Origin of the sequence: Parasediminibacterium schistidii (assembly GCF_046546515.1) — a bacterium.
Lineage (GTDB): Bacteria > Bacteroidota > Bacteroidia > Chitinophagales > Chitinophagaceae > Parasediminibacterium.
Genome location: NZ_JBKHKJ010000007.1, coordinates 134,305 through 149,822, shown reverse-complemented (window position 1 = coordinate 149,822; position 15,518 = coordinate 134,305). Strand labels below are relative to the sequence as shown.

Below are 15,518 nucleotides of genomic sequence, written 5' to 3'. Positions count from 1 at the left end.
TTGTTTGTAATTATTCTATTTCATTTGGTTAATGGTATAAAAATCCCCCTCATTCAAGGGGTTGGCTCGCAGCCTGTTTGCTGGCATATTTGCCGGGGTAGAAAATAGGTAGTATATTAGTTGTCAAAAGGCGCTTTACTTTTTTGTGAGAAATTAATTGGTAGTAACCTTGCTGCTTTATAATTTCACAAATTGATATTTGTAAGGGAGCTTACCTGCACCCCGCCTTTGCATTAACCATAAATCCGGCTCAATGAAGCATAGCTTATTATATTTTCCAATTATTAAAATAAAAAAAATCCTTTTCCTCGTATTGTTTGCCGCAGGCAGCCAGCTATATGCCCAGAACTATGCAGATGGCACGGGCACAGGATCTTTGCAAAAAGAAATATTTTGGCTCAATTGGAATAACGGCCTCTCCAGCCGCCCTGCCGATGCAGATAGCTTTACCATTACCGAGGGGCAGTATGTATGGTTGTTATCGCCAGGCATAAAGGTTATCGCTAACCTAAGCAATATTAGTCCTGCAGGCAGTTTCTTGAAAACAGACGATTTTAGTGCTTTTGGGTTCAGCAAATATTTGTACCCTGGCATGGTGGGCACTGGGCTGCGGGATTCTCTCTACAGGTCAACGATTGCGTTTGACGTGAGTGTTGATATGCAGATGTTTATTAACGGTGCATGGAAAAGTATTGCTTACCCTGGCATGGCAGTAGCCGATGGCGAATCACTGGCAGAAAGTGAATATATAAAAGCAACCCTTGCAGACAATGGTGCATCTTGGCACTTGCTAGATTTGCGGAACGATTTTTACCCTAGGCACGACTCCACGGAATACCAACTTATTATTGGCAATGGGGGGAAAGATTTTCAGGTATCCCTTAATTTGCCCCCGGGCGAAACGGGCGACTTGCCCATGCAGGCAGTGATGTATGCAAAAGGTGCGCATCAACTGCTGAATGTAGAAACAAAAGGGAGGGGCTATACTGCCGTGGGCGTAGGCTTATTACTGCCATTTGATTTTGGCGATGCGCCTGCTTCTTTTGGCGATGCGGGGCATTACATTGGCGACTCCATTACTTACACCAACCAAGTTTTGATGTCAGATGGCACTTATACTGCCGTGGCGGTTGCTAAAATTGGGATATCGGCTAATGCCAAGGTATATATGGGGGGTAATACTGCCAAAACCAAAACAGATGCCGATGGCACGCCCCCACATAGCCCTAGTGCCAATACAGATGATATTACAAGAAATGCAGACGAAGATGGGTTTAAGCTAAGCACGCAGCCTACTATACAGGTAAACAATGCGAGTAATATAACTTGCTACATTACGGTAACAAACAGGCAGGCAGTTCCTGCCACTTTGTATGGCTGGATAGATTTTAATGGAGATGGCCGTTTCACGGCAAATGAAGCGGCTACTATCACTGTGCCTGCCGGTGCCAGCAACCTGACTGACTCGCTCATATTTTTCTACAACAATTTTGGGTCTTCTATCAAAGCTGGGCCTACTTTTGCCCGTTTCAGGATTACTACTACCCCTTTAATTGATAATGCTGCAACAATAAATTTAGATGAGCGCAGCACTGCCCCAGCCCTAGATGGCGAGGCAGAAGATTATAAGCTAAAAGACATTACAACTGGTTCGCCAACCCGGCCAGTAGGCACGAATGATATTGACAGCACACCTATTAACAAACCTGTTACAACCATTGTAAAAAGCAATGATGTTGTAAATGCAGTTACTGCCACAGTAAGCATTGCCAGCTCGCCATTAAACGGCACGGTAATCGTGAATGCCGATGGCACGGTAACCTATACGCCCCTGCCAGGGTTTACGGGTAAGGATTCTTATACCTATACGTTGACGTCGCCATCGGGGTTGGTTTCTACGCCTATCAATGTGTTTATCACTGTGAAGCCTGTTGGCGTAAATGATACTACCATTGCACCGCTAAATACGCCTATTAATATCAATGTAAAAAACAACGATAGCGCACAAGGCGTAAACACCACAGTAGGCATTGTGGTGAATCCAGCCAATGGCACTGCTTTTGTAAACACAGCCACAGGCGTGGTTACTTATATACCCAGTAAAGATTTTGTTGGCAAAGACACATTTACTTATACGCTTAGTACACCCGATGGTGTTGTTTCTGCACCAGTTACAGTATATATAACGGTTACTAAACGAGCAGATTTATCTATCACTAAAGATTTGATAACGCTGCCGCCTTTAACCTCTGGGCAAACCATCATGTTCCGGCTTACTGTGTTCAATCTTGGTCCGAATGATGCAACAGGGGTAATAGCCTTGGATACATTGGCGGCAAACTTGGGTGCAGTTTCTAATATAGTTACGGCAACAGGCTCGCCCAGCTATGACCCTTCCACTAAAAAGCTCAATTGGAATATTGGCAACCTCGCTGCTTCCCGTAATGTAACCCTTACGTTTACTACAACGGTTGATAGTGGCAATAATGTAAACAATGCTGCATCTGTGCATGGGAATGAGCCAGACCCCGATACCACTAATAACCGTGTGGTAATAGCAACCGTGCCAGTAAAACCTACTGGCATAAACGATATAGATAGCACTTTAATCAATACGCCTGTTACTACGCCTATAAAAGCGAATGACGGCACAGGTGCTGTAAAAGACACCGTGAAAATTGCTGTGGGGCCGACACATGGAACAACGGTGGTTAACCCCGGCGGAACTGTAACCTATATACCAGCCCCTGGCTTTACGGGCAAGGATGTTTATACTTATACGTTGACCAACCCAGATGGTACCACATCTTCCCCCATCACGGTGAATGTTTCTGTAAAACCAGTGGGCGTGCCAGATATAGATACCACACCTATAAACACCCCAATACCCATTACTGTAAAAAATAACGACAGTGCACAAGGCGGCAACTGCACAGTAGGCATTGTAGCCAGCCCCTTAAATGGCACTGTTAGCATAAACCCAGCTACGGGCATTGCTACTTATACACCTGCACTAGGCTACTTAGGCAAAGATAGCTTTTACTATAGTCTTACTACGCCAGATGGGGTGGTATCTGCACCTATCAAGGTTACGGTTACCGTTATCAATAACATCATAAAGAAAGTAGATATAGTCATTGCCAAAACATTGGTAACCCCTCCACCATTGGTTACAGGGCAGGATATTATTTTTAGGCTAATAGTTATCAACAAGGGCCCTGATGATGCCACTGGTGTTGTGGCTGCTGACACGCTGTCTGCAAACCTTGGCGATGCCACCAATATTATAGCCCCTGCTGGCACTACTGCAACTTATAACGCAACTGTAAAAAATATTGTCTGGAATATTGGCGGCCTATCGGTAAATAAAACAGATACCCTTACGTTTACCGCCCATATTAATGGCGGCACAGCCGTGAACAATATGGCATGGGCAAAGGGCAATGAGCCAGAACCCGACACCACCAATAACCATGCAGCTATACCAACGATTGCCATAAGGCCTACCGGGGTAAATGACTTGGACAGTACTTTTATTAATTTCCCGCTTACCACTATCGTAAAAGCAAATGATGGCAAAGATGCTGCTACCGACACGGTAAAAATAGCTTCAACACCAAAGCATGGAACGGTTACAATAAATACGAACGGCACGGTAACCTATACGCCAGCTACTGACTTTACGGGGAAAGACAGCATTACCTATACACTTACCAATGCAGGCGGTGGCGTGTCTACACCTATCACGGCAGTTTTCTTTGTAAAACCTGTTGGCGTGAACGATGTGGATTCTACAATAGTTGGCACGCCTGTAACAACGGCCGTTATAAAAAACGATGGCGGTAGCGGCATAGGCAGCACCGTGAAAATAGCTTCCCAACCAGCCAATGGCACTGTGGTGGCAAATTCAAATGGCACGGTTACTTATACCCCCAATGTGGGTTATACAGGCGTGGATACCTATACTTATATCTTGACCACCCCTGATGGCTTGGTTTCTGCACCCATCACAGTAGTAGTAACTGTTTCGCCGCTAGTAGTGATAAAAGCAGATATTGGCATAACAAAAGAATTAACTACAAAAGATATAATATCAATTGGCGAAACGGTTAGTTTTTCTATCACCGTTACTAATTATGGGCCAGACAATGCAACAGGCGTTTTGGCCACGGATACGCTTGCTACTAATTTAAGTAATGTAAGGAGCATTACCGTCAACACTGGGACTGCCACCTATAATGCCGCAACTAGGGCGTTGGCATGGAACATTGGCAACTTATCTGCCAGTCAGTTAGTAACCCTTACGTTTACGGCTGTTGTGGACAGTGGCAGCGTGCTGAACAATACGGCTTCTGTTACTTCCAACGAGCCAGACCCTGACTTGACGAATAACCATGCATCTTTAACACAGGTGACCGTATATGCCTACTCAATTGCTATCCCAAATGTAATTACCCCAAATGGTGATGGACTGAATGAGGCTTTTTTTATAACAGGGTTAAGCAAATACCCCAATAGCGAATTGTCAATCTTTAACCGGTGGGACAATCTGGTATATACCTCCCATGATTATAGAAACGATTGGGATGGAAGGGGCTTGGCAACGGGTACTTATTTTTATGTGCTGAAAGTAAAACTGCCTACGGGTGGCTTCGATGTAAGAAAAGGGTGGGTGATGTTGTTGAAATAAAGGGTATTTGGTATTCACCACATAGGCAAAATAGGCACATAGAAAAAGAAGAAAAAGGTCAACATAGGTTATAAAATAAGATAATCTTTGTAAAGAAACAGCAATTTAGAAAAGTCTATGTTGACCTTTATCTCAATAAGGCTATTATATATTTCGTAATTTTTGCTATGTGGCTATGTGCCTATGTGGTGAGATGAAAATAATAAATCGTATGAAACAAAAGATACTAATCACATTTTTTATCATCCTGTGCATAAAGCAGGCGCAGGCACAGCAGGATATACAGTTTAGCCAGTATGTGTTCAACGGGCTAAGCGTGAACCCGGCGTATGCTGGCTATAAGGAAGATTTATATTTCAATGCGGTTTACCGCAAGCAATGGGTAAGTTTCCCAGGGGCGCCGCAGTCTGGTGCTGTGTCCATGGACGGTCTGCTGAAAGGAGATTCTAAAAAATCTGGTTTAGGTGGGCAAATAGCTTGGGACCAGCTGGGGCCGCAAAAAACCATTTCTTTGTTTGCTTCCTATGCCTACCGTATTCAGCTAGACAATGACGATACCAAAAGGCTTTCTATTGGCCTGGCATTTGGTGCTAACCAGTACAGCTTAGATGGCAATGCTTTGGTAGCTACCGACCAAGGCGACCCTAGCATACCCACTGGCACGCTAAGCGCCATAAAGCCCGATGCGAGGATGGGGGTTTATTATTACACGCCTAAGTTATTTGCAGGGCTGGCTTTCATGGATTTATTTTCTTTGTATGCCGACAGGAGTATATACCTGAGCAATGGTACTTTGGTGGCAACAGAAAAAAAAGCTGCACACATGTACCTTAGTTTTGGGGGATTGGTAAAACTGTCTGACAATGTAAAACTAAAACCATCCTTGCTAGTAAAGGAAGATTTTCATGGGCCCACCAGCATAGACCTAAACCTGCTGGCCTTGCTTTCAGAAAAACTATGGGTAGGCGCATCGTATAGGACGGCAGCAGATTTGTGGAAAAAAGAAGCCGTGAATCCTGGGTTGAGTAAAAGTGGGGCTGTGAGCCTGATGATGGAATTTTTTGCAACGGAAAATTTGCGGGTTGGGTATTCTTACGATTTTATTACCAGTGGGCTATCCAATTACCAATCAGGCTCGCATGAAATTTCTTTGGGTTTATTGTTCCCCGGTAAAAAAGATGCCAGCAGGATTAAAAGCCCGAGGTATTTTTAATTGTCTATTTTGCCACGAATGCACGAATAGGCACGAATAAAACATATTAGTGTCCATTCATGGTAAAATGGGTGGTCGCAAAAAATTACTTATATGCAGTTTACAAAAAAGATATTGATATTTTTAAAAGAAAGGGTTTTGCCTTTATTATCAATTATCAATTATCAATTATCAATTCTTGTCTTTGTTTTTTTAGCCTATTCGCCTGCGAAAGCACAGGATGGCAAGGGCATCATGGCAAGTGCCAACGAAGCCTATATAAAATATGAATATGCCACTGCTGCCAAGCTATACGAGAAAGTATTAGGCAAAAATAGCAAAAATACATTGGTTATTTCTAGGCTTGCATCTTGCTACAAAGAGATGAATAACTACGCAGCAGCAGAAAAATATTACACCCAACTCATTGCCATGCCGGGAACTGCGCCGGAAGAGTGGCTGTATTTTGCAGACATGCTGAAAAGCACGGGCAAATACGATGCGGCCAAGCAAATTTACCAGCAATACCAAGTAAAAAGCGGCGTTAGCATAGCCGATAAAATAGCAGGCTGCGACAGTGCCAGCTATTGGATACAGCACCCAGCTGGATATAACATAGAAAATATGGCTTACCTGAACACGGGCAAGTCTGACTGGGGGGCTGTTTTTAACCCCGCCACAAGTAGTGTGGTGTTTGTATCGGATAGTCTGCGCAATGTAAAGTCAGGCTTTTTCAAGAAAAACGTAAGCGATGCCATCTATGGCCGTACCGACAATAATTTCCAGAAAATATACGCTGTAAGCGATAACAGGAACGATGCAAACGCCAACCAGATACACGAGTTTGACCCCATGATTAACCGTGCCGACTACCACACTGGGCCCGTTGTATTTAACAGTAACTACGATAGTATCTTTTTTACCATGACTACCGAAAAATCGGGGAAGCCGAATGAAAAGGTAAAAATAGGACCGAATGGCACGATAGATTTTAAAACGTTACGGCTAGAGCTATACCTTTCTACCTTGACCAAAACAGGCCAATGGAGCAGCCCTGTGCCTTTTGCGTTCAACAATGCGGCTGCTTATTCTGTGGGCCATGCTGCCCTTAGCTTGGATGGGCATTACCTTTATTTTACCAGCGATATGCCTGGCGGAATGGGGGGCTTGGATATTTGGTACTGTGAGCGGCTAATCACTGGCAACTGGGGCCTGCCACGCAACTGCGGTGCTGCTATTAATACAAAAGAAGACGAGGCTTTCCCGGTAATTGGCACAAATAGCTACTTGTATTTTGCCAGTAAAGGGCATGTAGGCATGGGCGGTTACGATTTGTTTGTATCGGCAGGGGAGAAAAACAGGTGGACAAAACCTAAAAACATGGGCTATCCGCTGAACAGCAGTGGAGATGATTTTTATTATTTTACAAAGGATGATACAAGCGGCTTTTTTTCATCGAACAGGAAAGGCGGCAAGGGCGATGATGATATTTATCAATACATTATCACAGAACCTGCTGCCCCCATCCGCTCGGATAATGTATTGGTACTAGAAACAAAAGTAATAGACAATACCACTAAGTTACCCATAAGCAATGCCGCTTTGGCCTTCTGGAACACCAGCACCGATACCAAATGGGATCAGCAAACCAACAACAACGGCAAAGCATGGCACGATGTGGAAGATGCAACCCCTTATGCCATCACGGCTGCTAAACAGGGCTATTATTCCAGTATAATTTCCATTAATACCAAAAATACCTCGGGCGATACCATGAGGGTGGTAATACCATTAGACAGCGATGGCACAAAACCAGCCCCTAGGGTATATCGTTTGGCAGACACTATTACCAGCTTGCACGAAGGCGATAAGTTCAGGATTAATAATATCCATTACAATTTTGATAAAAACAATATCCGCCCCGATGCCGCTAAAATACTAGACACATTGGTAGATATATTGCACCAGTACCCAACGATGGTTATTGAATTGTCGTCGCATACCGATTCCCGCGGCAGTGATGCTTACAATGAAAACTTAGCCGACAGGCGGGCAAAATCTGCCGTGGCGTATATGATTAGCCGAGGCATAGACAGGCGTAGGTTGATAGCAAAAGGCTATGGCGAATACTTGTTGCTGAATGGTTGCAGCAATGGCGTTGCCTGCACCGAGGAAGAACATCAGGCAAATAGGAGGACAGAAGTAAAAATTTTAAGGTTTTAGATTTTTTGTTTTTGCCACGAAGGCTAAAAGAAGCACAAAGGGAATAGGCTATAAAAGCGGAGGTGGCACAAAGGATTTTATTACTCTTGGCCACCTCCATATATGTAGAGTCGCAATTGGGGAATTTATAAAATTCCCATGGCAATAGTAGGTTATTTTAAGTTTCTATCTCCAATTTTTTCATTGTCGGTTTGATAGCCGTTCGGTTTTACGGGGTATATCCAGTACAGGCAAAAACAAATTGTAGTTTCTATTTCAGCCTTTCTTTTGATGCAATTGAATATCAACCAGCTATAGATTTTAGTGATAATGAAATAATTCCCACGCTAACTTCAGAAAAGCAAGATTTATTTGTGAAATATGGTAGGCAATCTACATTTGAAAATCTTCTTTATGCTGAATCAGGGTTTCTTGAAAATATCAATGTTGATAGTAACGATTTATATGTTACAGAACCTGAATATGTAGTATTGAATTTTTAAAATTTAAATAATTGCTGGTTGAAGCTATTCGTAAAAATAAGCCATAGAAAATAACAATAGATTAAATATGAGCTCAGCAAGTTTCTCTATTCAATTAGCCTTCTCCTAATATCGAAGTGATGTGAACTCCGAAGCGGATTTTTTTTCATCCCTTTAATCCTCTAAATCCAAGTTCAGACAACCCTCTCCACCAACGCCAAAAACTCATCCTCACTAATAATCTTAATCGTGTTTATTTTCTTGGCTTTTTCTAGTTTGCTGCCTGCGTCTTCGCCTACTACCAGGTAGTTGAGTTTGCTGCTTACACCGCTTACTATTTTGCCGCCTTGTGCCTCGGCTAGGGCTTCGGCATCGTTGCGTTTTAATTTGTTTAGGGTGCCTGTAAACAGGAAGGTTTGCCCTTGCAAGCCGCCGCTGGCTACAGTTTCTTTTTTGGTGTTGAACAATTGCAGCCCAAGCCCTTCCAACTGGCGGAGCATTGCTATGTTTTGCTCGTTGCTAAAGAAATGGTGGATGCTGTCGGCTACTTTTACGCCTATATCATCTAGTTGTTGCAAGTCTTCTTCGGTTTTGTTGGCAAAGTCCAGCAGGTGCTGTACGGCATTTGCCATTACTTTAGAGGTATTTTCACCCACAAAGCGGATGCCCAAACCATAAATCAGTCGGTTCAAAGGTTGCGTTTTACTGGCTTCAATGGCTGCCACTAGGTTGTCCTTGCTTTTTTTACCAAAACCTTCCAATTGGCCGATGGCTTCCATGTCTAGGGTGTATATGCCAGGTATATCTTTCAGCAAGCCCAGTTCATAAAATTTGCGCACATTGGCATCGCCAAAGCTTTTGATGTCCATGGCATCTTTGCTTACAAAATGGATAATCCTTTCAACCACTTGTGCTTCGCACTCTATATTGATGCAGCGCCATACGGCTTCGCCTTCTTCTTTAAACAAATTGCTTTTGCACACGGGGCAAGTGGTAGGGAACGCAATCTTTGTTTGGTTGCCGTCCCTTAGTTCGGGCAGGCTTTTTACAATTTGTGGTATTACATCCCCTGCCCGTTCTATAATTACGGTATCGCCTAGTTGCAAATCCTTTTCGCTAATGTATTCCTCGTTGTGGATGGATATACTGCTAACAGTTACCCCGCCTACTTGTACAGGATCCAATTTAGCCACGGGTGTTACTGCCCCTGTCCTGCCTACATGAAACTCTACGCCACGTAGTTTGGTGGTTGCTTGTCTGGCTTTAAATTTAAAGGCTATTGCCCAACGGGGGTGGTGGGTGGTCATGCCCAGTTTATCCTGCAAGGCAAAGTCGTTTACCTTAATCACCATACCGTCTATTTCATAAGGCAGCTTATCACGCATTTGTTCAAAATCATGTACGTGCTGTATTACTTCTTCAATGCCTTTTACTACCTGCTTTTCTTTTTGCGGTGAGCGAAAGCCCAAATCCCATAAGAATTGTAAGGAGTTGGAATGGCTTGACAGTTCTTTTTTATCTGCTGTAGGGTGCGGTGTGTCTAGGTCTTCCTGTTTTTCACCCTTTAGTATATAATAACTAATATGGTATAAAAAAACTTCCAGATTTCGCTTGGCTACTTCTTTAGGGTCTTTCATACGCAGGCTGCCCGCAGCGGCATTGCGTGGGTTAGCTAGGGGTGGTAAACCTTGCGAAGCTAAATCTTCATTGTATTTGGCAAAGGCTTTTTTGGTCATCATGATTTCGCCACGAATCTCAATCTGCTGTATGCCATATGTGCTAAAAGGGGCAGATAAAGGAATGGAACGAATTTGCTTGATATTGGTAGTAATATCATCACCTTCTATACCATTGCCTCGGGTAGTTCCTCGCACCAATTGGTCGTTTTCATATATCAAAGAAATACTGGCACCATCAAATTTGGGTTCAATACAATATTCTATTCCATCTAAATGGCTTTGTTCTTTTGCCTTTCTGTCCCAATCCCTCAGGTCATCAGCATTGTAGCTGTTTTCCAGGCTTAGCATCGGCACCAGGTGCTGCACTGTTGCAAAGCTTTTGTTCAGGCTGCTGCCTACCCGTTGGGTCGGAGAATCAGGGGTTATTAACGAAGGGTTGGCCGCTTCCATTTCTTTTAATAGCTGGTACAGCTTATCGTATTCCGTGTCGCCAATAATAGGTTCGTCCAGCACATAATAGCGGTATTCGTGAAAGCGGAGTACCGCTTTCAAAGCATTTATTTCACTTGCACTGGTTTCAGCATCGGCTTGTTGTTGCAAGAAATTAGTAGTTTGCTCCTGTAAATCGAGTATTTGCGTATTATTGTACATAGCGATAAAGAAAGTATAAAGATAGGGAGAGGATTTATTTTGAATTTTGAATTTTATATTTTGAATTTGGGCTCACATAGGCTGCTCAATTTCATACAACCTGCTTTTATTCCCATTTTAGGATTTTTACCGTAATTTGTACCCGTTAAACAACTGTTTCAAAATAAATTACTTGGTATGCGTAACCCTTCATAAAGCCAACCGTTACAACATCTATGACTGAAAACACTCCAAATATAAACGACGGCAAGTATGGGCAAATGATACACGACGCCTCCAAGCTGGTAGAAACTTATCCTAAGGTTCCACTAACGGTGGATTGTGCCTTGTTTGGGTTTGAAGAGAACGAGCTAAAGGTGTTGCTGATCAGGAGCGATTTGGAAATGTATGAGGGCTTGTGGAGCATTCTGGGCGATAACGTGCAGGACAATGAAGAGCTCGACGATGCGGCAAACCGTATTTTAAAAGAGCGAACTGGCATGGATGATGTATATCTTGACCAAGTGCGTTCATTTAGCCATCCCCAGCGGCATCCAGGCGGGCGGGTTATTACCGTGGCATACTGTTCGCTTATCAATATCCAGCACCACCAGTTGAAAATATTAGACCATGAACTGCACTGGCACAATGTGCATTCGCTTACAGAAATGGCTTTTGACCACCATTTGATATTGACCTCCTGCCTTAAATGGCTGCAAAAACGCATACAGGAACATCCACTTGGCTTCAACCTGCTGCCCGATAAATTTTCCCTCCGCGAGCTGCAAAACCTATACGAAGCCATTTTGAACATACGCCTCGACAGGCGGAATTTCCGCAAGAAATTTGCCTCAATGGGTTTGTTGATTGATGTAAACGAAATTGAGGACGATGTGCCGCACCGCCCAGGCAAGTTGTACAAATTCAACTTTGAGAAATACGAGAAGAATAAACGCAAGTGGATAGGGATAGATTTCTAATTTTCGCCACAAATCCACGAAAGCACGAAGAAGCACTAAGAAAATGAAGATTAAAAGGTATTGATAAAATAAATTTTCTTTTTTTGTTCTTTCCCTTAAAACGTTGTGCCTCTTTGTGTCTTAGTGTCTTCGTGGCAAATTGACTTATTTATATTTTTCAAAAATGATTGTAGTAATTACGGGTGCATCCAAAGGGCTTGGCAGGGCTATTGCCTACCAATTTGCCGCTACTGGGCATACAATATTGGCATGTGCCAGGGGCAATGACGCTTTGCTTACCATGGCCGCAGACGTAAAAAGAACCTACCCTGATGCCATTGTTGAAACAATGCCTACAGACATGGCGCAGCCACCAGCAATAAAAGCTTTTGCCAACTGGTGCCTGCATCACGGCACGCCCGACATAGTAGTGAACAATGCCGGCTGTTTTTTGCCGGGTTCCATTGCTACTGAGGCAGACGGCTTGCTGGAAAAAATGATAAATACCAACCTGTACAGTGCCTACCACCTTACAAAGGCATTGCTGCCTGCCATGATTGAAAATAAAAAAGGGCACATTTTTAATATTTGTTCCATTGCATCCTTGCAAGCATATAACAATGGGGGCAGCTACAGCATCAGCAAGTTTGCCTTACTAGGCTTTAGCAAAAACCTGCGGGAAGAACTGAAACCTTTGGGCATAAAAGTAACGGCAATAATGCCTGGTGCTGCTTACACAGATAGTTGGATAGGCAGCGGCGTATTGGCTGAAAGGATAATGGAAGCTGATGATGTAGCCAAAATGATATATGCAGCGTCGCAATTATCGGCGCAGGCTGTGGTGGAAGATATAGTATTGAGGCCGCAATTGGGGGATTTATAGATAACATATCTCTTCAAGGCTTATACCCGAGGTAACTACTATCCCGGCTATTGGTAATATTCCACCAAATGGAGTTTCGCAATTGTTTTGGAAAGTTTTTATCGCCATTTTTTATATATGCCACTATATTTCGTGGCGACACAATTGTTAAGAAATACACATAAAATACTAGCCTTTTGAACACAGGTGCATTCCGCCGGATGAACAATATCCTATTCCTATTCATGAAATATTCCTTCAATGCACTTTTTTTGCCTACAGATATAGATTCTTTATGGTAAACTAATGCCTGCATATTTACCCATATTTCATAACCCTGCCGCTTGATATGGTCGCACCAGTCCATTTCCTCATAATAAAGGAAAAAATTTTCAGCCATTAGGCCTGCTTTTTCTATTGCTTCTTTTTTAACCATCATGGCAGCACCATGCGAAAATCCTGTTTTGCCAGTTACATGGTCGTATTGCCCATTGTCTTTTTCAAATTGGCCAATGCAGCTATTGCGTGCAGTAAAGTAGTCCATGGGGGTGTAGCCCGCATATTGCAACATTTTGGGCTGGTCGAAATACCTTATCTTGGGCGAAACCATTCCTACTTCTGGGTGGGTATCCAGCGTGGCTACCAGCGTTTCTACAAGCCTTTGGGTAAATTCCGTGTCATTGTTTACAAGAAAGTAGTAATCGCCTGTAGCTGCTCGTATACCCACGTTGTTGCCACCTGCAAAGCCAAGGTTTGTTTCGCAGCGTATAAAGGTTATGCCCGGATATTTGGCAATCCATGCAGGCACGGGGTTTAGCGTACTAGCATTGTCCACCACAATTATTTCTAGGTTGGGGTAAGTGTTCTTCTCAAAAATAGAATCTAGCAGCTCATCGGTTACGTGGCTGTGGTTGAAGTTTACTGTTATTATAGATACCTTTTTCATTGGCCGTTATTCGTTTTGATAAAATATAGCACTATGGAATTTACAAGTGACAGCAACAGGAAACTTGTAACCTCATCGTTATTCTTCTAGTGGTCTATTGCTGGCGGCAATAGCAGCTTGCTCGTCTAAATAATCCAGTATTTTACTGTCAACCTTGCTATTGAATTTTCTTCCAAACAACTTGCCGCTTTTTTGTAGCCTTTCTGCATCATCAAGCGTAAATGTTTTTGGGCTTGCTTTGCCCTCTGACCAGTCGATAAACCTTAGGTTGTCATTTACCATATCCGATCGGTAATCTGAGTTATACAAAAGGGTTTGAAAAAACAGTTCGTCGCTGCCCCAAGTATATTTAAAAAAGTTGATTACATGCGGATAGTCCAACAGGTATTCAAGTATATAATTTGCATGTAACGAACTCATGGTAAACCACTGCGACTTGCCTACGGGCTCCATTTTTTCCGGCATCTTGCGTGCAGGCAATAAAAAGCTAACCAAATTTTCTAAAAAATAGCTACCAGGAAATGGGTCATTGGTAAAAAAATACCTGCGAACCCTACGTTTAGCTTCTTTCCATTCTGTGTTTACCAATAAAAATTCTGTAAAAACTTTGCCTGGGTTTTCTTTTAAAAACTGATGGATGTCATGTATATCTTTCAACGGGTAGTCTTGCCCGCTTAGCAAATTAATATAATCGTAGGTTTTCCCTTTTGCCAAGATGGATTCAAAGCCGTTTAGGGTAGCTTCTACCATACTGTACCCACCCCAATATATTTTTATCCGCGGGGCTACAAAATATACTTGCCCCATTTCTTTAAATGCACGAAAGGGGGCAATATCTGTTTTAAGGTCTAGGTGTATAAAAAAATCGGCATCTGGGTGGTAGAGGCGTTCAATCAATCTTTTCAACTGTTCAGGTTCGCCATGTGCCAGTATTAAATGTGCTATCTTCATTGTTTTCAATTGCTTTACCTATTGGAAAATAGGATTAAAACATTTTTTTTAATTTTCCCCAAATATTTTTTGCTTTTTTGAAATACCTAAAAGATTCGCCAATGGGTTTAAAGTTTTTCCAGTCTGTTAGTTGAAGGTAGAAAAAAAACGTTTTCTTGAAATCTTCATTGAAATTATATGATTGATAAATAGGTTTTCTTTCAACAAAATGTATCAAAAAAGGTTTTTGCTCCGTGTCTATCGTGGAGAAATGGTTCCAACGTGAATCTAGTTCAAGCCATTGGTTTGCCAGTACAACATTCAAGCCATATTGGTCGGGGTAATTGGCAAATTTTTTATTATTGTCAATGCATTCAATAATTTTCGTGGTAATGTCCTGCTCACGCCATTTCCTTGTCTGCATCAGCAGCAAGCCCGTATTAAAATAACGGGTAGTACCAAGCAAGCCTAGTGCTTCATAATTCAGAACCCCTCCCCAAGAATTGTCGAATGTAATGATGCGTGGATCTAGGACAGCGGCTACTATATGATTGTCTAAATCTGTTTCAAAAATGGTGGTTATATCTGCCTGCACTATCATGTCCACATCTAGGTACAACACTTTTTCAATATCGTGCGGTATAAAGTATGGGATAAATAGCCGCATGTAAATATTTAATGGGTATGAGCTTCTATCAAGCGGCAATTGCATACCTATAGGTATCACGTCTTCCATTTTTTGCCAGTGCAGGGTTGTAATATCGATGTTTACCGAGCGTAGGAGTTTTTCTTTATTGGAAGGGGTTACTTTGTCTTCAATAATATATACGTTAAGCGGCTGCCTTGGCCGGATATTGGCCTCGATAGATTTAATTAATGCCGCAAGCAATATCAAATAATGGTTGTCGCAGGCTACTACTACTGTAAGGGGCTGTGGTGAGTGCAT

The 15,518-nt window shown here is 42.6% G+C and carries 10 protein-coding genes; 6 read left to right on the top strand and 4 right to left on the bottom strand.

What is annotated here, in order from left to right:
- Positions 1–253 precede the first annotated feature (253 nt).
- The 4 genes from ACHFIY_RS06195 (at position 254) to ACHFIY_RS06180 (ending at position 8,587) form a co-directional block, all read left to right on the top strand.
- Complete coding sequence (locus tag ACHFIY_RS06195) at positions 254–4,690, top strand: Ig-like domain-containing protein (RefSeq protein WP_410845196.1); 4,437 nt, start codon at positions 254–256, stop codon at positions 4,688–4,690.
- Between the two features lie 211 nt (positions 4,691–4,901).
- Complete coding sequence (locus ACHFIY_RS06190) at positions 4,902–5,903, top strand: PorP/SprF family type IX secretion system membrane protein (RefSeq protein WP_410845195.1); 1,002 nt, start codon at positions 4,902–4,904, stop codon at positions 5,901–5,903.
- Positions 5,904–5,996: 93 nt separating this feature from the next.
- Positions 5,997–8,105, top strand: a complete 2,109-nt coding sequence (locus ACHFIY_RS06185; protein WP_410845194.1) for an OmpA family protein — start codon at positions 5,997–5,999, stop codon at positions 8,103–8,105.
- A gap of 191 nt (positions 8,106–8,296) precedes the next feature.
- Entirely contained in the window at positions 8,297–8,587 is a 291-nt protein-coding gene (locus ACHFIY_RS06180; RefSeq protein ID WP_410845193.1) for a hypothetical protein, read from the top strand.
- Between the two features lie 173 nt (positions 8,588–8,760).
- Here the strand turns inward: ACHFIY_RS06180 and ligA are convergent, their stop codons facing one another.
- Complete coding sequence (gene ligA / locus ACHFIY_RS06175; RefSeq protein ID WP_410845192.1) at positions 8,761–10,896, bottom strand: NAD-dependent DNA ligase LigA; 2,136 nt, start codon at positions 10,894–10,896, stop codon at positions 8,761–8,763.
- Positions 10,897–11,111: 215 nt separating this feature from the next.
- Between ligA and ACHFIY_RS06170 the strand changes: the two genes are divergently transcribed.
- Both ACHFIY_RS06170 and ACHFIY_RS06165 read left to right on the top strand, forming a co-directional pair.
- Positions 11,112–11,855, top strand: coding sequence for an NUDIX hydrolase (locus tag ACHFIY_RS06170; RefSeq protein WP_410845191.1), 744 nt, complete (start codon positions 11,112–11,114; stop codon positions 11,853–11,855).
- Positions 11,856–12,018: 163 nt separating this feature from the next.
- The gene (locus tag ACHFIY_RS06165; RefSeq protein ID WP_410845190.1) at positions 12,019–12,717 is read left to right on the top strand and encodes an SDR family oxidoreductase; all 699 of its coding nucleotides are present in this window, start codon (positions 12,019–12,021) and stop codon (positions 12,715–12,717) included.
- Between the two features lie 13 nt (positions 12,718–12,730).
- Here the strand turns inward: ACHFIY_RS06165 and ACHFIY_RS06160 are convergent, their stop codons facing one another.
- From ACHFIY_RS06160 to ACHFIY_RS06150, 3 genes are all read right to left on the bottom strand, one after another.
- Complete coding sequence (locus ACHFIY_RS06160) at positions 12,731–13,642, bottom strand: glycosyltransferase family 2 protein (protein ID WP_410845189.1); 912 nt, start codon at positions 13,640–13,642, stop codon at positions 12,731–12,733.
- Positions 13,643–13,720: 78 nt separating this feature from the next.
- A complete protein-coding gene (locus ACHFIY_RS06155) occupies positions 13,721–14,593 on the bottom strand; it encodes a beta-1,6-N-acetylglucosaminyltransferase (protein WP_410845188.1) in 873 nt (290 codons plus the stop codon).
- A gap of 34 nt (positions 14,594–14,627) precedes the next feature.
- The gene (locus ACHFIY_RS06150) at positions 14,628–15,518 is read right to left on the bottom strand and encodes a glycosyltransferase family 8 protein (protein ID WP_410845187.1); all 891 of its coding nucleotides are present in this window, start codon (positions 15,516–15,518) and stop codon (positions 14,628–14,630) included.

What these genes read in the sequence shown, in the direction of transcription:
- ACHFIY_RS06185 (WP_410845194.1), top strand. Translation starts at nt 5,997, where the DNA reads ATGCAGTTTACAAAAAAGATATTGATATTTTTAAAAGAAAGGGTTTTG.
- ACHFIY_RS06150 (WP_410845187.1), bottom strand. Translation starts at nt 15,518, where the DNA reads ATGCACTCACCACAGCCCCTTACAGTAGTAGTAGCCTGCGACAACCAT.
- ACHFIY_RS06155 (WP_410845188.1), bottom strand. Translation starts at nt 14,593, where the DNA reads ATGAAGATAGCACATTTAATACTGGCACATGGCGAACCTGAACAGTTG.
- ligA (WP_410845192.1), bottom strand. Translation starts at nt 10,896, where the DNA reads ATGTACAATAATACGCAAATACTCGATTTACAGGAGCAAACTACTAAT.
- ACHFIY_RS06165 (WP_410845190.1), top strand. Translation starts at nt 12,019, where the DNA reads ATGATTGTAGTAATTACGGGTGCATCCAAAGGGCTTGGCAGGGCTATT.
- ACHFIY_RS06160 (WP_410845189.1), bottom strand. Translation starts at nt 13,642, where the DNA reads ATGAAAAAGGTATCTATAATAACAGTAAACTTCAACCACAGCCACGTA.
- ACHFIY_RS06195 (WP_410845196.1), top strand. Translation starts at nt 254, where the DNA reads ATGAAGCATAGCTTATTATATTTTCCAATTATTAAAATAAAAAAAATC.
- ACHFIY_RS06170 (WP_410845191.1), top strand. Translation starts at nt 11,112, where the DNA reads ATGACTGAAAACACTCCAAATATAAACGACGGCAAGTATGGGCAAATG.
- ACHFIY_RS06190 (WP_410845195.1), top strand. Translation starts at nt 4,902, where the DNA reads ATGAAACAAAAGATACTAATCACATTTTTTATCATCCTGTGCATAAAG.